Source organism: Actinomadura sp. 6K520, from assembly GCF_004349245.1.
Taxonomy (GTDB): Bacteria; Actinomycetota; Actinomycetes; order Streptosporangiales; family Streptosporangiaceae; genus Spirillospora.
Genome location: NZ_SMLC01000012.1, coordinates 46,155 through 65,474, shown reverse-complemented (window position 1 = coordinate 65,474; position 19,320 = coordinate 46,155). Strand labels below are relative to the sequence as shown.

Here is a 19,320-nt window from a genome sequence, read left to right as displayed (position 1 = left end):
CTGGTTGTCCGCCCGATGATGTCCGCCGGACCCGTCGCCGGTCGTCCAGCAGGCGTGGACACTTCGCGCTGCCGCCGAGGCCGTAACCGGTTGCCCCGCATGCCGTAGGCGTGGTCCGGTTACCGCATGCGCGGTATCGGGCGATCATCCGCCGGCAGGAGTCGCGGGCGCGGGCATCCGGTCTATGGTGCGCGCATGGGTACGGAACGGCGCGGCGTGCGGGCCGCCGCCATCGACTGGGCGATCGCCGGCTGTGTGGCGGCCGCGCTCCTGGTCACCGGGCTTTCCGAGGGGAACTCCGCCGCGGGCGCGGACCTGCTCGGGTACGCGCTGCTGGCGGCCGGGGGCCTGGCGCTGGCCGCGCGCCGCCGCGCGCCCGTGCCGGTCCTGGCCGTCACCGGGCTGTGTGCGGTGGGGTACCAGGCGGCGGGGTTCGACGTGCCGGCCGTGGCCTTCCTGTTCGCGGTGTACGCCGCCGTCCGGGCCGGGCACCGGATCGTCACGGTGGCGGCGAGCGTGCTGCTGCTCGCCCTCCTCCCGGTCGCGGCGATGGCCTCCGGTCTCCACGACACGGGCGAGGCGTTCGCGCAGGCCCGGGGGGTGCTGGAACTCGCCTGGCTGATCGCCGCCGGGGCCGCGGGCGAGGCGCTGCGGCAGGCCGAGCGGCGGGCGGAGGAGGCCGAGCGGACGCGGGAGGAGACCGCGCGGCGCCGCGCCGACGAGGAGCGGCTGCGCATCGCGCGGGAACTGCACGACTCGCTCACCCACCAGATCTCGATCATCAAGGTGCAGTCCGAGGTCGCCGTGCACGTCGCCCGCAGGCGCGGCGAACGGGTCCCGGACGCCCTGCTGGCGATCCAGGAGGCCGGCCGGGAGGCGTCCCGGGAACTGCGCGCGACCCTGGAGGCGCTGCGCGACGACGACACGGCACCGCCGCGCGGGCTCGAACACGTCCCGGAACTGGTGGAACGCGCCCGCGCCACCGGCCTGGACGCGACACTGGCGATCGAGGGGCTGACGATCGACGGGCACGGGCAGGACGTGCCGATCGCGGTGGACCGGACCGTCTACCGCATCGTGCAGGAGTCGCTCACCAACATCCTGCGCCACTCCGACGCGGCCACCGCGACGGTCCGGATCGACCGCCGTCCGAAGACCCTGCTGATCCGCGTCGACGACGACGGCAGGGCCGTGTCGGAAACCGCCGCGGCGCCCGGCGTCGGGCTGCTGGGCATGCGCGAGCGGGTCGCCGCCCTGGGCGGCCGGTTGCGCGCCGAGCCGCGCGGCGAAGGCGGTTTCACCGTCCAGGCGGAACTCCCCGTGGACCGGACGTCATGATCCGTGTCCTGCTCGTCGACGACCAGCCGCTCATCCGCAGCGGGTTCCGCGCGCTCCTCGATCTGGAGAACGACATCGAGGTGGTGGCCGAGGCCGCGGACGGGCGCGAGGGCCTGGCGCTGGCCCGGGAGCACCTGCCGGACATCGCGCTCATCGACATCCGGATGCCGGTCGTGGACGGCATCGAGGCGACCCGGCGCATCGCCGCGGACCCGGCCCTGGCCGGGGTGCACGTGGTCATCCTGACCAACTACGGCCTGGACGAGTACGTCCTGGACGCGCTGCGCGCCGGCGCCGCCGGCTTCCTCGTCAAGGACATCCAGCCGGAGGACCTCGTCCACTCCGTCCGCGTGGCCGCCCGGGGCGACGCGTTGCTGGCACCGTCGATCACCCGCCGGCTGATCGACCGGTACGTCGCCCAGCCGCTCACGACGTCCGGGGCGGCCCTGGAGGAACTGACCCACCGGGAACGCGAGGCCGTCGCACTGGTCGCGCACGGCCTGTCCAACGACCAGATCGCCGCCCGCATGGTGATCAGCTCAGCGACGGCCAAGACCCACATCAACCGGGCCATGACCAAACTCCACGTCCGCGACCGCGCCCAACTGGTCGTCCTGGCCTACGAATCGGGCCTGGTGACCCAGGGTTAAGGGGTCGCCGGGGCGGGTGGGTGGTTCGCGGGTTCGAAGAGTTCGACGAGGTTGCCCGCGGGGTCGGTGAGCAGGATCTGGCGGCCGCCGGGCCCGGCGACGACGTCGGTGCGGAAGGTCAGCCCGGCCGCGCGGAGCCGGTCGATCTCGGCGTCGAGGTCGTCCAGGACGAGGTGGACGCGGTTGCGGCCGGGCTCGGCCGGGTCGGGCGTCGCGCGGGTGCCGGAGCTGGCCGGGCCGGACAGCAGCAGCCGCAGCGGCCCGCGGACCACGTCGGCGAAGGCGGGCGCGGCGCTCATGCGGACCGTGAACCCGAGGTGGGCCGTGTAGAAGTCGACGGCGGCCTGGACGTCGTCGACGAGGTAGCGGACGCCGGCGAACTGGTCAGGTGCGGTCATGGGCGGATCTCCTGTTCCGGTTGGGCGAGCTGAGGCAGCAGGTGGCCGATTCGGGTGTCGATCTCGGCCGCGGTACGGACGAAGGCCGCCTGACCTGCGTCGTCGGAGGCGGCGGGGTCGGGGATGCTCCAGTGGATCCGCCGGGAGTGGTCGCCGAACTCGGGGCAGACTTCGCGGACCTTGTCGCACAGGGTGATCACGTAGGTGAAGTCACGGCCGGTGAGGTCGTCCAGGGGCCGCGGACGCCGGCCGGCGACGTCGATGCCGTACCGCTCGCGCAGCACTCGCACGGCCGCTGGATGCAGCCGCGGTTTGGGGTGGCTCCCGGCGCTCGTCACCTCGACCCGGCCACCGGTGCGGCGGTGCAGGAGGGCCTCGGCGATCGGTGAGCGGGCGCTGTTGCCGGTGCAGGCGAACAGCACCGAGGACACGGTTTCCCGGGGCCTGGCCGGAGCGGGGACCGGGCCGAGGGCGGGGTGCAGGGCGGCGCCGGTGGCGGCCAGCCCGTTCCCGAGGCGCTCCAGGTCCAGGTGGTAGTAGCTGTCGCGGCCGTCGTGGCTGCTGCGGCGCGCGGTGACGAGGCCGCCGGAGCGCAGCAGCCGCAGATGGTAGGAGACCAGGTTCTGCGGCTGGCCGACCAGGGCGACCAGTTCCCGCACGCGCAGATCGCTGCGCGCCAGCTCGCTGAGGAGCCGCCATCGCACCTCGTGGGCCACCAGGCCGATGAAGGGCGGCAGGGCGGCTTGACCGGACCGCGACATACCCGCAAGATACAACAAGAAGGATTGATGGATCAACCATGCTTGATGTAATTCGGAGGAGCGGAGGACACGCATGACCCCGCGGCGTACGGATCCCGAGCCGGGGACGCCGCCGCCGGACCCCGCCGCTCCCGGCCGCCTCGCGCGCCGGCTGGGCACCGGGGACGCGGTGGTCATCGGCCTGGGCTCGATGATCGGGGCCGGGGTGTTCACCGTGTACGGCCCCGCCGCGGCGGCGGCCGGTACGGGCCTGCTGCTCGGGCTGGCGCTGGCGGCGGTCGTCGCCTACTGCAACGCGGTGGCCTCGGCGCAGTTGGCGGCGGCCTATCCGACCTCGGGCGGTACCTACGTCTACGGCCGCGAACGGCTCGGCCCCTGGTGGGGGTTCGCCGCCGGGTGGGGGTTCGTGGTCGGCAAGACCGCCTCGTGCGCCGCGATGGCGCTCACCTTCGCCGCCTACGCCGTCCCCGGCCCGGAGTGGGCGCGGCGAGCGGCGGCGATCGCCGCCGTGGCGGGCCTGGCCGCGCTCAACTACCGCGGCGTGACCCGGACCGCGCTCGCCACCCGCGTCCTGGTCGCCACCAGCCTGACCGCACTGGCCGCCGTGGTGCTCGCGATCATCGCCGGGGACGGCGCGGGCGCGGACGGCCTCGGGGGCTGGTCCGCGCTGGGCACCGGGGGCGTCCACGGCGTCCTGCAGGCGGCCGGGCTGCTCTTCTTCGCCTTCGCCGGCTACGCGCGCATCGCGACACTGGGGGAGGAGGTGCGCGACCCCCGGCGCACGATTCCCCGCGCCGTCCCCATCGCGCTGTTGCTCACCGTGGCGGTCTACACGGCCGTCGGCGTGGCCGTGCTGGCGGCGCTCGGCCCGGTCCGGCTCGCCGGGGCGACCGCGCCGCTGACCACCGCCGTCGAGGCCGCCGGCGCGGGCTTCCTCACCCCGGTGGTCCGCGTGGGAGCCGCGCTCGCGGCGCTCGGCGCGCTGCTGGCCCTCATCGCCGGCATCGGCCGCACCGGACTGGCGATGGCCCGCAACCGCGACCTGCCCGGCCGGCTCGCCGCCGTCCACCCCCGCCACCGGGTTCCCCATCGCGCCGAGATCGCCGTCGCCGTCGCGGTCAGCGCGCTGGTCGCCGTGGCCGACCTGCGCGAGGTGATCGGGTTCTCCTCCTTCGGCGTGCTGGTCTACTACGCCATCGCCAACGCGGCCGCCTTCACCCAGCCGGCGAGCGACCGGCGCTGGCCGCGGGCGCTGAACGTGCTCGGCGCCGCGGGCTGCCTTACCCTGGCCGTCACCCTGCCCTGGGGCTCGGTCCTCGGCGCGGCGGCCATGTTCGCCGCCGGCCTGGTCGGCCGCAAGGTCGTCCTGGCGCGGCGCGCGTAGCGGAGCTCACGACGGTGCCCCGTAGCGGGCCGCGATCGCGGCGGCGCGGTCGCGCAGCGCGGTGCGCAGCCACTCCGGCTCCAGGGCTTCGGCGTCCGCGGCGAGCTGCCACAGCGCCCATCTGGCGTGCCTCGCGTCCTGGAAGGCCACCTCCATCCGCAGCAGGCCGTCCGCGTCGGTGTCCTCGGCGCGGACGGCCAGCGCGGTGCCCACCAGCTCCTCCCGCCGCGCCGGGTCCAGCCGTACCAGGACGGTGACCTGGTCGCCGCCGGCCCGGAACCGGGTGCCGCGCTCCTGCCAGGCCCGCTCCAGATCGACCCGGTCCGGCCGCTCGGCGGGTTCGTCGAGTTCCTCGGCGGCGCGGACCCGGGACAGCCGGTAGGTGCGGTCCGCGCCGGACCTCGTGGCCAGCAGGTAGCCCTGGTCGCGCACGGTGACCAGGCCGATCGGGTCCACCGTGCGCCACTTCGGGGCCTGGTCGACGGCCGCGTAGTGGATGCGCAGCCGGTGCCCGGCGAACACCGCGCGCCGGATCTCGGCCACGATGGCGTCGGGTACCTCCTCGGCGGCCTGCCGTCGCGAGAGGAGGTCGGTCTCGGGGTCGATGAGCAGTCGCTCGACGGCGCCCGCGGCGGTGTCCCGGTGCCCTTCGGGCAGCGCGTCCACCACCTTGAGCATGGCCGACGCGAGCGCCGAGCCGAGCCCGAACGCCTGCGCGCCGCGCCGCGACCCGGCGACCAGCAGGGCGAGCGCCTCGTCGTGGTTCAGCCCGGTGAGCTCGGTCCGGAACCCGGGCAGCAGCGCGAACCCGCCGTGCCGGCCCCGTTCGGCGTAGACGGGGACGCCCGCGGCGGACAGCGCCTCGATGTCGCGCAGGACGGTGCGGGTGGACACCTCCAGCTCGCGGGCCAGCGTCGCCGCCGACAGCCGGCCGCGCCGGCGCAGCAGCAGCACCAGCGAGACCAACCGGTCGGCGCGCATGAGAAGACGCTACCGAATACATGACAGAGGATGTCGTGATTCGTTGGGAGGCTCATCACGCGACCGAAGCCGACGGCCGCCGGGCCGGTCGGCGCACACGATCAATCGAAACGGAGCGGATGTGGCAATGGAGCGAACCGCGGTCAACCCGTGGGCGTGGTCGGCGGAGATGGGCTACAACCAGGGCGAGGTCGTCTCCGGGCACACCCGGACCCTGTACTGCGCCGGGCAGACCGCGATGAGCGGCGAGGGCAAGCCCCAGCACGCCGGTGACATGGCGGCGCAGGTGGCGCTGAGCCTCGACAACCTGGAGGCCGTGCTCGCCGAGGCCGGCATGTCCCTCGGGAACCTCGTCCGGCTCAACGTCTACACGACCGACGTCGACCTGCTCTTCCAGCACTACGGCGTCCTCGCGTCGCGGCTGGGCGCCGCCGGTGCGGCACCGCCCACCACGATGCTCGGCGTGACCCGCCTGGCGCTCCCCGACCTGCTGATCGAACTGGAGGGCACCGCCGCCGCGTGAGGGAACCCCGTGCCGCCTCCGGCGACCCGCCGGAGGCGGCACGAACCACCGGCGGCACGGCGTCTCGAGTGGCGGTGCGCGGCCGCACACGGTGTCCCCCCTGTTTTATCAACATGTTATCCACGAGCCCCCTTGCTGATCATTGAACGAGTGTTTAATCTGTTTCCGTGAGCATGTGGAGCGCGGCTTCGGCGGATGGCGGCGACCTGGGAACCGCCGCCCGTATCCGGGATGCCGCGATCGAGCGGTTCGGCCGGGACGGGTTCACCGTCGGGGTCCGGGCCATCGCCGAGGACGCGGCGGTGTCGCCGGGCCTGGTCGTGCACTACTACGGCTCGAAGCAGGGACTGCGGCGCGCGTGCGACGAGCATGTGCGCGAAGTCATCGTCGCGGAGAAACGCGCGGCGACGACCGGCGGCACCGCCGCCGGGCTCCTGGCGCAGCTGGCCGATGTCGAGCGGTTCGCGCCCGTCGTCCTGTACGTCGTGCGATCGATGCGCGAGGGCGGTGACCTGGCGGCCGAGCTGTTCGAGCAGATGGTCGACGACGCGGCGCGGTACCTGGAGGCGGGGGTGGCGGCCGGGGTGATCCGGCCGAGCCGCGACCCGGTCGCCCGCGCGCGGGTGATGGCGTACCAGTCGATGGGCTCCATCCTGATGTGGCTCACGATGCACCCCGAGCACGCCGACCCGGCGTCCTTCGGCAAGGCACTGCGCGCCTACATCGAGGAGGTGACGGTTCCCGTGCTCGAAGTGTTCACCGAGGGGCTCTACACCGACCGGTCGCTCCTGGAGGAGTACCTCCTGTACGTCCCGGACCCGCCCCGCGACGGGGCCCAGGACTGACGCATCACGCCATTTCACCACCCCGCCGAGCGCGCTCGGCCGCACTTTTCATCATGCTTTTCAGCGAGGGCTGAACAATGACCCCTGCCATCGATATCCACGACCTGCACAAGTCCTTCGGGAAAGTGAAGGCGCTGGACGGGCTCGACCTGTCCGTGCAGACCGGCCATGTGCACGGATTCCTCGGGCCGAACGGCGCCGGGAAGTCGACCACGATCCGGATCCTGCTCGGCGTGCTCCGCGCCGACGCGGGACGGGTCCGGCTGCTGGGCGGCGACCCCTGGGACGACGCGGTCGGCCTGCACCGCCGGCTGGCCTACGTCCCGGGCGACGTGGAGCTGTGGCCGAACCTCACCGGCGGCGAGGCGATCGACCTGTTCGCCCGGCTGCGCGGCGGCACCGACGCGCCCCGCCGGGACGAGCTCTGCGAGCGGTTCGACCTCGACCCCACCAAGAAGGGCCGCACCTACTCCAAGGGCAACCGGCAGAAGGTGGCGCTGGTGTCCGCGCTGGCCTGCGACGCCGACCTGCTGCTGCTCGACGAGCCGACCGCCGGCCTCGACCCGCTCATGGAGGCCGTCTTCCAGGAGTGCATCCGCGAGGCCCGCGACGCCGGGCGGACGGTCCTGCTGTCCAGCCACATCCTCGCCCAGGTCGAGGCGCTCGCCGACCGCGTCTCGATCATCCGGGGCGGCCGGATCGTGGAGACAGGCACGCTGACCGAGCTGCGGCACCTCACCCGCACCACCGTCACCGCGACCACCGACCGGGACGCCCGCGACCTCGCGGGCCTGCCCGGCGTCCACGACCTGCGCACCGAGAACGGGCGGATCCGCTTCGACGTCGACGGCGACAACATGGCGGCCGTCGTCCGCCGCCTCGGTGAGCTGGACGTCCACGCCCTCACCGCGCATCCGCCGACCCTGGAGCAACTGCTGCTGCGCCACTACGGCGACGAGCTCGCCGGTGACGGCGTCACCGCCCGGAGCGCGTCATGACCGCGACGACACTCCCCGCGGCCGCTCCCGCCGCGTCGGTGGGACCGCTGACGGGCACGGGCACGCTGCTGCGGTTCATGCTTCGCCGCGACCGCATCCGGTTCCCCGCCTGGACCCTCGGCATCGCCCTGTTCATGGGCTACTTCAGTGCCGCGCTGGGCGCGGTCTACACCACGACCGAGGACCTGGAGGCGGTCAGCGGGTTCTCCACCAGCCCCGCCGGGGCGATCTTCGGCGGCCCCGGTTACGGCTACGACGCCATCACCGTTGAACGGTTCCTGTCGGGGCAGTACGGCCTGTACATCATGCTCGGCGCGGCGCTGATGGCGCTGCTGACCGTCACCCGGCACACCCGCGCCGAGGAACGCTCGGGACGGGCCGAACTGGTCCGCGCGAACGTCGTCGGACGGTCCGCCCAGCTCACCGCCGCGCTGCTGCTCACCGCGCTGATGAGCGTGACCATCGCCGCCCTGGTCACCGCGGTCCTGCTCGCCGCCGGGCACGCCACCGCCGGGTCGGTCCTGTTCGGCGCGTCCGCCGGGGCCGTCGGGCTGGTGTTCGGCGGCATCGCCTCGATCGCCGTGCAGGTCTTCGCCTACCCGCGCGCCGCGTCCGGGCTCACCGGCGCGATCCTCGGGGCCGCGTTCGTCCTGCGTGGCCTCGGCGACATGGCGGCCGCCCAGGACGGCTGGGCGTCCTGGCTGTCGTGGCTGTCCCCGCTCGGCTGGTCGCAGCAGACCGGCCCCTACGCGCTCGACCGGTGGTGGCCGCTCGCCCTCTCGCTGGCCTGCGCCGCCGGGACCGCCGCCGCCGGATACCGCCTGTCCGGACGCCGCGACCTCGACGCGGGACTCGTCCCGCCGCTACCCGGCCCGCCCCGCGCCGCCGCGTGGCTCCGCGACGCGCCCGCCCTGGCCTTCCGCCTCCAGCGCGCCGGCATCATCGGCTGGAGCAGCGCGCTGCTGGTCGCCGGCCTGGCCTACGGTGCGTTCGCCCAGCCCCTGGCCGAGGGGCTGGACGACGCCCCGGAGGAGCTGGTCGCCGTCATGGGCGGGGGCGAGAACCTGATCGCGGGTTACCTCGGTGTCATGGGCCTGACGATGGCGTTCACGGTCACCGTGTTCGCCCTGCTGGCCGTGCAGTCGGTCCGGGCCGAGGAGACCGCCGGGCGCACCGAACCCGTCCTGGCCACGTCCGTCAGCCGCACCGGCTGGCTCGGCGGCAACCTCGCCGTCACCGCGCTCGGCGTCCCGTGGCTGCTGCTCGTCGCGGGGCTGAGCACCGGAGCCGCCGCGGCCATCGGCACCGGCGACGCCGCACTGCTGTGGAAGACCGCGCTCGGCCACGTCGCCCACACCCCGGCCGTGTGGCTGCTCCTCGCCGCCGCCGGCCTGCTGTACGGGGCGCTGCCGCGCCTGCTGCCGATCCTGTGGGCCGTCCTCGGCTACGGCGTCGTCGCCGGGCTCTTCGCCCCCGTCCTCGACCTCCCGGACGGCGCGGTCCGCGTCTCCCCGTTCGCGCACGTCGGCGACTATCCGGGCGAGGAGATCGCCACCACCGCCGTCGGCGTCCTGACCCTCCTGGCCGCCGCCCTGACCGCCCTGGCCCTGCGAACCTTCGCCCGCCGCGACCTCAACACCGGGGCCTGACACCGGAGCCGAGGCGGTCGGTGCTCGGAGGGTGGTCGGACCGAGTGGGCGCTGGAATGTCGCGGGTGCAGGGGTGGTTGGCACGGGTGTGAAGAGGATCGGGTTTCTGTCGTTCGGGCACTGGAGTGACGGCGCGGGGTCGCGGACGCGGTCGGCGGCGGACGCGCTGCTGCAGTCGATCGACCTCGCCGTGGCCGCGGAGGAGCTCGGGGCCGACGGCGCCTACTTCCGGGTGCACCACTTCGCCAGGCAGCTCGCGTCGCCGTTCGCGCTGCTGTCCGCGATCGGCGCGAAGACCTCGCGCATCGAGATCGGCACCGGTGTGATCGACATGCGGTACGAGAACCCGATGTACTTCGCCGAGGACGCGGGGGCCGCCGACCTGATCTCCGGTGGGCGGCTGCAGCTCGGCATCAGCCGGGGGTCACCGGAGCAGGTCATCGACGGGTGGCGGTACTTCGGGTACGAGCCGGCCGAGGGCGAGACCGACGCCGACATGGCGCGCAGGCACACCGAGGTGCTGCTCACGGTGCTGCAGGGCAAGGGCTTCGCCAAGCCCAACCCGCGGCCGATGTTCCCCAATCCGCCCGGGCTGCTGCGCGTCGAGCCGCATTCCGCGGGGCTGCGCGACCGCATCTGGTGGGGCTCGGGTTCCAACGCGACCGGCGTGTGGGCGGCCACGCTGGGGATGAACCTGCAGAGCTCCACGCTCAAGGACGACGAGACCGGCGAGCCGCTGCACGTCCAGCAGCGCAAGCAGATCGAGGCGTACCGGCGGGCGTGGCGGGAGGCCGGGCACGAGCGCGAGCCGCGCGTGTCGGTCAGCCGCAGCATCTTCGCGTTGACCAGCGACCTGGACCGCGTCTACTTCGGCCGGAACGGCGACGACGGCGACCACATCGGCATGATCGACGCGAAGACCAGGGCGATCTTCGGTCGCTCGTACGCGGCCGAACCGGACGTGCTGGTCAAGCAGCTCGCCGAGGACGAGGCCATCCAGGCGGCGGACACGCTGCTGCTCACCGTCCCCAACCAGCTGGGGGTGGACTACAACGCGCACGTCCTGGAGAGCATCCTGACCCACGTGGCCCCCGAACTGGGCTGGCGCTAGCGCTCTCGAATGAACCGTCGCCGGTGAACCGGGTCGCCACGGTGCTCCGCTCCGTGTGCGGCCCGGCGGGCTCACAGGAGGAAGAGGAGCATGGCGGCGACGGCCACATCTATGACGCCGCAGGCTTCGGCGTAGGTGCGGGACACCACCCTGCCGAGCTTCAGGTGCACGAAGTCCCAGATCCCGTGGAGGAGCCAGCCCGCCGCCACCAGGTAGCGGCCCAGGTCGGGGTCCACCGCCATGCCCACCAGTGCTAGCGCCGCGAAACCGAGCATTCCCGCGGCCTGGACCCCGAAAGCGCGCCGTCCGTTCGGCGTCCCCCTGACGGCGCCCCACACCAGCAGGACGAGCGCGACGGCGACGACGACGGTGGTCAGGTCGACGACGTCCAGCAGCTCGATCACGAAGACGGCCGCGACGATGCCGCCGATCACGGGCCACGACGCCGCGCGCCGGCCGATCTGGTTGAGGATCAGGTACTCCAGGGCCAGCAGGAGTATCACGGGCCCGAGCCCGGACACCGCGCCGGCCACGTCGCCGAGGCCGCCGCCCCAGATGAGCGCCGCGGCGGCCAGCGCCACCGCCGTCGGCCAGCGGCGCGCCGCCTTCCAGAGCGTTCCCCGGTGCTCCTGCGCTACTTCGGTCATCGCGAACCCTTCGGGGACCGGTGGGCGAACTCGTCGCGGCGGCGGAGCATGACCAGGAGCATGAGCGGGAGCATCAGCGCGTGTTCGAGCATCATCAGGGAGTCGGTGGTGATGACGTCCACCCACAGGAGGGGGAGCAGGACGGCGAGGGGCGCGAACATCGCCGCGCACATCTCCAGGGAGCCGGCCCAGGCGTGGCCGCGGACGCGCATCCAGATGAGCATCCCGGCCGACATGTCGAACGCCATCTCCAGGGACGCCAGTTCGGGGTGCCGCCCCATGGACAGCTCCCCTCCCGTGAGCGCCAGGACGCCCCGGACGGCCGCGCCGAAGACCAGCATTCCGGCGGCCATCGCCAGGAGCATCTCCACGTAGTGCTGCGCGAAATGCCCCCAGCCACCGTGCCGGCGGGTGCCCGCCCCGTGGGTGAGCGTGCTGTCGGGTTGAGGTCGCATGGCGGTCCTTCCTCGTTACGCGGTCGGTCCTTCCGACGTCCTCAGCCTGCGAGAACGTGCAGGCCCCCAGTAGTGACGGACCGATACCGATGCGAATGACATCTGTCATGCGCATTCATCACAAACGACATACGACGCGTATGGTGCGCTGCTGAAACAATGGCGGCGTGCGTGACCAGGCGAGAGAGGGCGGGACGGGCCTCGCGGGTTTCCGCCGCTACACCTGGTGGGCGGTCCCGGGGACCAACGTGGCCCTCCTGATCCTGTTCACCGGCGAGTGGATCCTGGACGGCGACGTGCCGATCCGGCCGCGGGTCCTCGGCGCCGCCGCGCTGGTCGTCGAGGTGGCCGCGATCGTGGCGCTCCTCAACCGGCGCCTGTCGGCCGGCGGGCACCCGTCCCGTCCCCGCCCGCCGGCGGGCTGGCCGGCCGCCGGGGCACTGGCCGCGCTCGTGCTCGCCGCCGGCCCGCTCGCGCTGCGCGACTACGGGCTGTGGCCCATCGCGCCCGCCATCATGACGGCGGTCGCGGCGACCTATCTCGCCGGGCGGCCCCGGCGGTGGCTGGTCGTCGGCGCGCTGCTCCTCGCGGCGCTGCCGGGCGGCGCCGTCAGCCTGGCGGCCGGGGACGGCCGGTTGGTGTACGCGGCGCTGTTCCCGCCCGGGATCACGGCCTTCATCGTCTGGGCGATGCTCGGCCCCCTGTGGGCCTGGGACATCACCGGACGGCTGGACGAGGCGCGGCGGCTGTCGGCGGAGCTGGCCGTCAAGGACGAGCGGCTGCGCTTCGCCGCCGACCTGCACGACATCCAGGGCCACCACCTGCAGGTCATCGCCCTGAAAAGCGAGCTGGCCGCCCGGCTCGCGGAAGCCGACCCGGAACGCGCCACGGCCGAGATGAGGGAGGTGCAGCGGCTGGCCACGGACGCACTCCGCGACACGCGCGCCGTGGTGCGGGGCTACCGCCGCACCAGCCTGGACGAGGAGATCGCCAACGCCACGCGCATCCTGGCCTCGGCGGGCATCGACGCCCGCACGACCGCGGACCCGGCCGCCGTCACCGCCGCCATCACCGAGGCCGCCCGCCATCTGCTGGGACTGGTGATGAGGGAGGCCACCACCAATCTCCTCCGGCACAGCCGGGCACGCCACGCGTCGATCGACTACCGCGTCACCGACGGCGTCGCGCGCCTCCGGGTGAGCAACGACGGCGTCCTCGACGCCACCGGCGGCGGCGCGTCCGGCACCGGTCTGCGCTCCCTCGCCGAACGGCTGGTCTCCGCGGGCGGCGACCTCGCCTGGACCCGCGACGGCGGCCGGTTCGAGGTCACGGCGTCGCTGCCCGCCGTCCCGCCGGGGGAACCGCGCGCCGACCGGGTGAGGGCGGCCGCCCCCGGGGAGGAGCGCCGATGATCCGGCTGCTGATCGCCGATGACGAGGAGATGCTCCGGAGCGCCCTGGCGGCCCTGCTCGCGCTCGAAGCGGACCTCGTCGTCGTCGCGGAGGCGGCCACGTCCACCGACGCGGTCCGCCTGGCCCGCGAGCACCGCCCGGACATCGCGGTCCTGGACCTGGAGATGCCGCCCGCCGACGGGCTGCGCGCCGCCGAGGAGATCCTGGCCGCGACGCCGGCGCAGATCGTCCTGGTCACCCGGCACGCGCGTCCCGCGGTGCTGCGCCGGGCCCTCGCCGCAGGGGTGCGCGGCTTCGTGCCCAAGACGACCCCCGCCGCCCGCCTCGCCGAGATCATCCGCGACATCGCCGCGGGCCGCCGCTACGTCGACCCCGACATCGCCGCGTCCGCCCTCACCGAGGACGAGTGCCCCCTCACCGACCGCGAGCTGGAGGTCCTTCGCGCGGCCCGCACCGGCGCGTCCGTCAACGAGATCGCCGCCCAGGTCCACCTGGCCCCGGGCACGGTCCGCAACTACCTCTCCGCCGCCATGACCAAGCTCCACGTCTCCACCCGCCACGCCGCCGCCCACCACGCCTGGCAGCAGGGCTGGATCTGACCTCGGCCAGGGTGACGCGGGCGACCGTGCCGCCGTCGGCGCCGGGATGAAATGCAACCGATGGTTGCGAGTTGGTGGCGCATGCGGCTAGGCTGACGTGCAATCAAAGGTTGCAGAAGGAGAGTTCATGGAGTTCGGGACGATTCAGCGGGAGATCTATGTCGAGGCGGCGCCCGAGGTCGTGTTCGAGGTGGTCAGCAGCCCCGAGCACGTCACGGAGTGGTGGCCGGACGAAGCCCGGTACGAGGCGGTCCCCGGGAGCACGGGAGAGATCGTCTTCGGCGAACGTGACGCCGGCGGAACGGTCATGGGGTTCACCGTCGTCGACGCACGGCCGCCGCGGACGTTCTCGTTCCGCTGGACGCACCCGGCCGGCGACACCGCGGTGGAGGGCAACTCGCTGCTGGTCACCTTCGACCTGGCCCCGTCCGGCGGCGGCACGCTGCTGAAGATGACCGAGACCGGTTTCCGCGAGATGGGCTGGGAGGCCGCGGTCCTCGAACAGCAGTACAAGGAGCACATCAGCGGGTGGGACCTCCACCTCCCGCAGCTGGCGCCCTACGCCGAGACGCTGGCGGCCGGGTCGTGAGCGTTCCGGCGGCCGAGCAGGTCGACGACGACCTGTGGTCGGCGATCGGTGATCCGACCCGGCGCCGGATGCTCGACCTCCTGCTCAGCGAGGGCGAGGGCACCGCGACCACGCTGAGCCGGCGGCTGCCGGTCACGCGCCAGGCGGTGGCCAAGCACCTCGTCGTCCTGGACCGCGCCGGTCTGGTGCGGGGCAGGCCGGAGGGACGCGAGAAGAGGTACCAGGTGGACGACGCCCAGCTCGCCCGCGCGGTGGCACAGCTCTCCTCGGTCGGGGCGGCCTGGGACGCCCGCCTGCAGCGGATCAAGCGGATCGCCGAGATGGTCCAGCGCACTCGGCACGACTCACAGCACGTACAGGATTAAGGAGACGGGCACATGGTGGACATCCTGCACAGGATCGGTATCGAGGACGCCTCGCCGGACGAGGTGTACCAGGCGCTGACGACCGTCGAGGGCCTCGCGGGCTGGTGGACGGACGACACCAAGGGAAGCGGCGACGCGGGCGGCGTCCTGGAGTTCCGGTTCCCCCCGATCGGCGGCTTCGACATGGAGGTCGTCGAAGTGAAGCCGTCCGAGCGGGTGGTGTGGCGCGTCGCCGAGGGCCCCGAGGAATGGCTGGGGACGACGGTCGACTGGGAGCTGCGCAAGAGCGGCGACTACACGATCGTGCTGTTCAAGCACCAGGGGTGGAAGGAGCCCGTGGAGTTCATGCACCACTGCAGCACCAAGTGGGCCACCTACCTGATGAGCCTGAAGTCCCTTCTGGAGACCGGCAAGGGCGCGCCGGCGCCGCGAGACGTGCGGATCAGCGACTGGCACTGAGGGAGCGGGTGCGGGCGGCGGCGGGCACCGGGGCGGCGGCCCCGGTGAACGGCCGCCGCCCGATCGCCCTAAGCGAGCACCTCCGGCCGCGCGGTGTGCGGTGCCGTGCCGGACATCGCGAGGGCGGCCCTCCGGTGCTCGCGGGGGCTCATGCCGTAGCGGGCGCGGAAGGCGCGGCTGAGGCCGGGCGCGTCGGGCATGCCCCAGCGGGCGCCGATCTCCGCGATGGACCGTGCGGCGAGCAGCGGGGAGGCCAGGTCGTCGAAGCAGCGGCGCAGCCGCTCCTCGCGCAGCCGGCGCCCGAACGTGGTCCCTTCGCGGGCGAACAGCCGGTGGAGCTGGCGCAGCGAGATGTTGTGCGCCGCGGCGACCTTGGGCGGGGACAGGCCCGGGTCGGACAGGTGCAGCTGCATGTAGAGCTCGACCCGGTGCAATAGTTCCTCCCCCGGCGCGGGGGGCGGGCGGTCGAGCCCGCCGAAGGGGGCGAGCGCGGTCGCGACGAGGTCCAGCGCCATCTCGGCGAGCCGCTCCCCGGTCTCCGGGCCGGCCGCGTCCGCCACCCGGGTGGCGTTGACGATGAAGGGGGAGACCAGGCGGCCGATCATGGAGTCCACCGCGATCCGCCGGGCCGTGGCGCCGTCCGCCTCGATGCCGCGCTCGCGGAGCGCGGCGCGGGGGAACTGCAGCACCAGGTGGTCGAACCGCGGGCCCTGGAAGTCCACCAGGTAGGGGCGCGTGCTGTCGAACAGCGCCAGGTCGCCCGGTGCGAGGACGGCCCGCCGCCCGTCCTGGTGGCCGATGGTCCGGCCGCGCAGCTGCAGCGCGAGCAGGCAGACGTCCTCCTCCGCCGCGCGCAGATGGCGGCGGGAACGCTCGGCGGTCATCGGATCGGTCACGATGCGGGTCGCCCGGATCGGCCCGACCTCGTGGTCGCGCACCATGCCGCGGAAGCTCCCGCCGCTGGTCTGGGCCACGTCCAGCTTGATGAAGGTCGAGCAGATGACCTCGTGCCAGTACGCGATCCGGTCCCGCGGCGCTACCTGTTCGGTGGAGAGCACCCGTCCCACGAAAACCAACGCTAGGACGGTGGATTCGGGGAGACAAGCCCGGAACTTGTCGATGCGTGCCAAATCGGTTGTCGGTCCGCGCAACGGCCGCCCACCGCCCGGAGCCGCCGCTTAGCGTCGTGGGCATCGCCGGACCTCACGAGGAGGAAAGATGCTGATCAGAGCGGGGATGCTGCCGGTCGACGCGGCGGCGCGGTTCGCCGGGAGGACCGCGCTCACCACGGCCCGCGGAACCCAGACGTTCACGGAACTCGACGCGTCGGCGAACCGGGTCGCCACGGGCCTCGCCGCCCTCGGGGCGGGCGTGGGTGAGCGGGTCGGCGTGCTCTCCCACAACCGGGCCGAGGTCGTGCACGCCTGGCTGGGATGCGAGCGGGCCGGCATCGTCCGGGTCGTCCTGCACAGCCACTTCGACATGGCCACCCACGTGGAGCTGCTGGAGCAGGTCGGCGCCCGCGGGCTGATCTTCGACACCCGGTTCGCCGGGGCCGTCGAGGCGCACCTGGACCGGCTCGGCGACCTCCTGCTGATCGCGGTGGGGGAGGGGACGCCCTCCTGGGCGACCCCGTGGGCGGACGTGCTGGCGGCCGGATCTCCCGTGGCCGAGCCCCTGGACGTGGACGAGGACTCACCCGCCTTCATCCAGCCCACGTCCGGCACCACGGGCCGCCCCAAGCCCTGGACGGTCAGCCACCGGTCGTGGGCGGCGGTGATCGACCAGAACCTCCACCACGTCGACACGTTCGCACCGGGACTCGAACCGGTCGGCCCCTCCGACGTCGTGCTGCACGCGCACGCGCTGCAGTGGGCCACGGGTTTCCAGCTGCTGTACCCGTACCTCGTCCGCGGGGCCCGGACGGTGCTGGTGGACGACTCCGACTTCGACCCCGCCCACGTCCTGGACGTCATCGTCTCCGAGGGCGTCACCGGCCTCCTGCTGCCGGCGCCGATGCTCGACCCGATCCTCGACCTCATCGAGCTGCACGGCGGCATCGACCACCACCTGCGCAGGCTGGTGGTGTTCTTCGCGACCCCCGAGATCCTGGAGCGCACGGCCGTCCTGCTGGGGCCGGTGTGGTGCCACGGGTTCGGCTCGACGGAACAGGGCGCGGTCACCACCCGCCTGCTCGCCTCGGACGTCGCCGAGAACCCGGAGCGGGTCAGCAGCGTGGGACGGCCCGCGTCCCCGTTCTTCGAGGTCGCCATCGTCGACGACGCCGGCCGGCGCGTCCCCACGGGCCGCCTGGGCGAGATCGTCGTCCGCAGCGCGATGTCGATCGGCCATTACTGGGGCATGCCCGATCGCACCGCGGACGCCTTCCTGCCCGGCGACTGGTTCCGGCCCGCCGACGTCGGCCATCTGGACGAGGACGGCTTCCTCTACTACGTCGACCGCGCCGCGGACTCGATCCCGACGTCGTCCGGGAGCGTGTACCCGCACGCCGTGGAGGCGGCCGTGCTGAAGCACCCGGCGGTCGCCAACTGCGGTGTCGTCGGGCTCGGGGACGACAGGGTCGTCGCCGCGGTCGTCCTCAAGGAGGGGTTCGCCGACAACCACGTCCTGCGGGAGGACATCGACCGCACGGCCGCGCCGGGGCTGTTCCCGCACGAGCGGCCCGAGATCCTCGTCGTCGACGAGCTGCCCTGCGTGCTCGGCGGGGCGAAGGTGCAGCGCGCCGTCCTGCGCGAGCGGCTGGCGGCGGGTTCGTGAACGCCGCCCGGGCCGCCCTCCTGGCCGCCGGATCCCGCGTGCTGCTCAGCGATGACGCGGGCCGGACGCGCACCGGCGAGGAGCTCGCCGGGCGGGTCGACCGGCTCGCCGGGGCCCTGGCCGGGCGCGGCCTGGCGGGCGGGCGGATCGGGCTGTGGCACAGCAACGCCATCGCGGCCGTCGAAGCGTCCCTCGCGGTGGAGTGGCTCGGCGCGACCAGGGTGCCCGTCGATCCCGGCGCGGCACCCGCCGAGGCCGCCTCGATCTGGGCGGCCGCCGGGACGGACGCCGTCCTGGCGGACCGCGAGCACGCCGGGCCCGGAGCGCTGGTGCACGACGACGACGAGCCGCTGGCCGGCCCGCCGGTGCCGCCCGTGCCGGAGGTCCCCGCGGACCGCACCCTGCTGCTCTACCCGCGGGCCGTCCGCAGCGGGGAACTGATGGCGGTGCCGATCTCGTACGGCAACTGGGAGGCCACGATGGCCGCCAACACCGCCCTCTACCGCGATGGCGGCTACGGCCCCGGCTTCGGGCCCGACGAGTGCTTCCTCACCGTCCAGCAGCTGATGCACGGCACCGGGCTCGTCGGGACCTTCCCGTTCCTGCGCATGGGGCTGCCGCAGGTGATCATGCGCGGGTTCGACGCGGACGCCGTCCTGGACCTGCTCCGGTCCGGCACGGTCACCTCGACGATGATGGTCACCGGCATGGTCACCCGGCTCGCCGCCGCGGTGCGGCGCCGGCCGGGCGGGCTGGGCCCGCTGCGCCGCCTGCTCTACGGCGGGGCGCCCCTGCCACCGGGGGACCTGCGGGACGTCGCGCTCCTGCTCGGGGACGTCCTCGTCCAGATCTACGGACGGCTGGAGGGCGGCTGGCCCCTCACCGTCCTCGACCAGGCCGACCACCGGGCGGTGGCCGGGGGCGACATGTCCCGGGCGGGCAGCTGCGGCCGTCCCGTCGCCGCGGCAGGCGAGCTGCGCGTCGCGCCGTCCGGGGAGGTCCGCGTCCGGTCGCCGATGGTGGTCGCCGAGTACGCCGACGCCGACGGCTGGTGCTCGCTGGGCGACCTCGGCCGCCTGGCGGACGGCTACCTCCATCTCCGCGGGCGGCTCGACCGGATGATCAACACCGGCTACCACGTCTACCCCCAGGAGATCGAGGACGCCATCCGCCGGATCCCCGGCGTGGCCGACGTCCTCGTCAGCGGCGAACCCGGCGGGCGGCACGGTGAGACCGTCGTCGCCCACATCGTCCCCAGCGGCGACGCGGCCCCGCGGGCGCTGGCCGCCCGCGTGGAGGACGAGCTGCGCTCGCGGTTCGCGCGGTACAAGGTGCCGCGCCGTTTCGTGGTCACCGGCGACCTGCCCGAGGAGTGATC

The 19,320-nt window shown here is 73.7% G+C and carries 21 protein-coding genes; 15 read left to right on the top strand and 6 right to left on the bottom strand.

Features of this window, described 5'->3' with window-relative positions; translation table 11 throughout:
• Positions 1-195 precede the first annotated feature (195 nt).
• The gene (locus tag E1289_RS40045; RefSeq protein ID WP_131976066.1) at positions 196-1,338 is read left to right on the top strand and encodes a sensor histidine kinase; all 1,143 of its coding nucleotides are present in this window, start codon (positions 196-198) and stop codon (positions 1,336-1,338) included.
• Complete coding sequence (locus E1289_RS05830; protein WP_131976064.1) at positions 1,335-1,988, top strand: response regulator transcription factor; 654 nt, start codon at positions 1,335-1,337, stop codon at positions 1,986-1,988. Before E1289_RS40045 ends, E1289_RS05830 begins: the two co-directional genes overlap by 4 nt.
• Here E1289_RS05830 and E1289_RS05825 read toward each other — a convergent pair.
• Together E1289_RS05825 and E1289_RS05820 are read right to left on the bottom strand one after the other, a co-directional pair.
• A complete protein-coding gene (locus E1289_RS05825) occupies positions 1,985-2,386 on the bottom strand; it encodes a VOC family protein (protein ID WP_131976062.1) in 402 nt (133 codons plus the stop codon). The two genes, E1289_RS05830 and E1289_RS05825, sit on opposite strands and share 4 nt — an antisense overlap.
• Entirely contained in the window at positions 2,383-3,147 is a 765-nt protein-coding gene (locus tag E1289_RS05820) for an ArsR family transcriptional regulator (protein WP_131976060.1), read from the bottom strand. The genes E1289_RS05825 and E1289_RS05820 overlap by 4 nt, the downstream gene beginning before the upstream one ends.
• A gap of 73 nt (positions 3,148-3,220) precedes the next feature.
• On the opposite strand from E1289_RS05820, the gene E1289_RS05815 reads away from it, so the two are divergent.
• Positions 3,221-4,531 carry an APC family permease gene (locus E1289_RS05815; protein ID WP_131976058.1) on the top strand — a complete coding sequence of 437 codons (1,311 nt, stop codon included), beginning with the start codon at positions 3,221-3,223 and terminating at the stop codon, positions 4,529-4,531.
• A gap of 6 nt (positions 4,532-4,537) precedes the next feature.
• Here the strand turns inward: E1289_RS05815 and E1289_RS05810 are convergent, their stop codons facing one another.
• Positions 4,538-5,512 carry a WYL domain-containing protein gene (locus E1289_RS05810; RefSeq protein WP_131976056.1) on the bottom strand — a complete coding sequence of 325 codons (975 nt, stop codon included), beginning with the start codon at positions 5,510-5,512 and terminating at the stop codon, positions 4,538-4,540.
• Between the two features lie 127 nt (positions 5,513-5,639).
• Between E1289_RS05810 and E1289_RS05805 the strand changes: the two genes are divergently transcribed.
• The 5 genes from E1289_RS05805 (at position 5,640) to E1289_RS05785 (ending at position 10,638) form a co-directional block, all read left to right on the top strand.
• Positions 5,640-6,035 (top strand): RidA family protein, encoded by a 396-nt coding sequence (locus tag E1289_RS05805; protein ID WP_131976055.1) that lies wholly within the window; start codon positions 5,640-5,642, stop codon positions 6,033-6,035.
• Positions 6,036-6,208: 173 nt separating this feature from the next.
• Positions 6,209-6,880: a TetR family transcriptional regulator gene (locus E1289_RS05800; RefSeq protein ID WP_131976101.1), complete on the top strand. Its 672-nt coding sequence runs from the start codon at positions 6,209-6,211 to the stop codon at positions 6,878-6,880.
• A 77-nt stretch (positions 6,881-6,957) separates the two neighbouring features.
• On the top strand, positions 6,958-7,878 hold the full coding sequence (locus E1289_RS05795; protein WP_131976053.1) for an ABC transporter ATP-binding protein: 921 nt from the start codon (positions 6,958-6,960) through the stop codon (positions 7,876-7,878).
• Entirely contained in the window at positions 7,875-9,527 is a 1,653-nt protein-coding gene (locus tag E1289_RS05790) for an ABC transporter permease (RefSeq protein ID WP_131976051.1), read from the top strand. Before E1289_RS05795 ends, E1289_RS05790 begins: the two co-directional genes overlap by 4 nt.
• Before the next feature lie 88 nt (positions 9,528-9,615).
• A complete protein-coding gene (locus E1289_RS05785; RefSeq protein ID WP_131976049.1) occupies positions 9,616-10,638 on the top strand; it encodes an LLM class flavin-dependent oxidoreductase in 1,023 nt (340 codons plus the stop codon).
• Positions 10,639-10,709: 71 nt separating this feature from the next.
• Here the strand turns inward: E1289_RS05785 and E1289_RS05780 are convergent, their stop codons facing one another.
• Positions 10,710-11,285: a hypothetical protein gene (locus tag E1289_RS05780; protein WP_131976047.1), complete on the bottom strand. Its 576-nt coding sequence runs from the start codon at positions 11,283-11,285 to the stop codon at positions 10,710-10,712.
• Complete coding sequence (locus E1289_RS05775; protein WP_131976045.1) at positions 11,282-11,740, bottom strand: hypothetical protein; 459 nt, start codon at positions 11,738-11,740, stop codon at positions 11,282-11,284. Before E1289_RS05775 ends, E1289_RS05780 begins: the two co-directional genes overlap by 4 nt.
• Positions 11,741-11,907: 167 nt before the next feature.
• Here E1289_RS05775 and E1289_RS05770 point away from each other — a divergent pair, with 167 nt between their 5' ends.
• The 5 genes from E1289_RS05770 (at position 11,908) to E1289_RS05750 (ending at position 15,164) form a co-directional block, all read left to right on the top strand.
• Positions 11,908-13,152 carry a histidine kinase gene (locus tag E1289_RS05770; protein WP_131976043.1) on the top strand — a complete coding sequence of 415 codons (1,245 nt, stop codon included), beginning with the start codon at positions 11,908-11,910 and terminating at the stop codon, positions 13,150-13,152.
• Positions 13,149-13,751 carry a response regulator transcription factor gene (locus E1289_RS05765; protein ID WP_131976041.1) on the top strand — a complete coding sequence of 201 codons (603 nt, stop codon included), beginning with the start codon at positions 13,149-13,151 and terminating at the stop codon, positions 13,749-13,751. The genes E1289_RS05770 and E1289_RS05765 overlap by 4 nt, the downstream gene beginning before the upstream one ends.
• 127 nt (positions 13,752-13,878) lie before the next feature.
• Complete coding sequence (locus E1289_RS05760; protein WP_131976039.1) at positions 13,879-14,340, top strand: SRPBCC family protein; 462 nt, start codon at positions 13,879-13,881, stop codon at positions 14,338-14,340.
• On the top strand, positions 14,337-14,705 hold the full coding sequence (locus E1289_RS05755) for a metalloregulator ArsR/SmtB family transcription factor (protein ID WP_131976037.1): 369 nt from the start codon (positions 14,337-14,339) through the stop codon (positions 14,703-14,705). The genes E1289_RS05760 and E1289_RS05755 overlap by 4 nt, the downstream gene beginning before the upstream one ends.
• 12 nt (positions 14,706-14,717) lie before the next feature.
• Complete coding sequence (locus E1289_RS05750) at positions 14,718-15,164, top strand: SRPBCC domain-containing protein (protein WP_131976036.1); 447 nt, start codon at positions 14,718-14,720, stop codon at positions 15,162-15,164.
• Between the two features lie 68 nt (positions 15,165-15,232).
• Here the strand turns inward: E1289_RS05750 and E1289_RS05745 are convergent, their stop codons facing one another.
• Positions 15,233-16,231, bottom strand: a complete 999-nt coding sequence (locus E1289_RS05745; protein ID WP_165970359.1) for a helix-turn-helix domain-containing protein — start codon at positions 16,229-16,231, stop codon at positions 15,233-15,235.
• A 151-nt stretch (positions 16,232-16,382) separates the two neighbouring features.
• On the opposite strand from E1289_RS05745, the gene E1289_RS05740 reads away from it, so the two are divergent.
• Together E1289_RS05740 and E1289_RS05735 are read left to right on the top strand one after the other, a co-directional pair.
• Entirely contained in the window at positions 16,383-17,942 is a 1,560-nt protein-coding gene (locus E1289_RS05740) for a class I adenylate-forming enzyme family protein (protein ID WP_131976032.1), read from the top strand.
• Positions 17,939-19,318 carry an AMP-binding protein gene (locus E1289_RS05735; protein ID WP_165970358.1) on the top strand — a complete coding sequence of 460 codons (1,380 nt, stop codon included), beginning with the start codon at positions 17,939-17,941 and terminating at the stop codon, positions 19,316-19,318. The genes E1289_RS05740 and E1289_RS05735 overlap by 4 nt, the downstream gene beginning before the upstream one ends.
• Positions 19,319-19,320 lie beyond the last annotated feature (2 nt).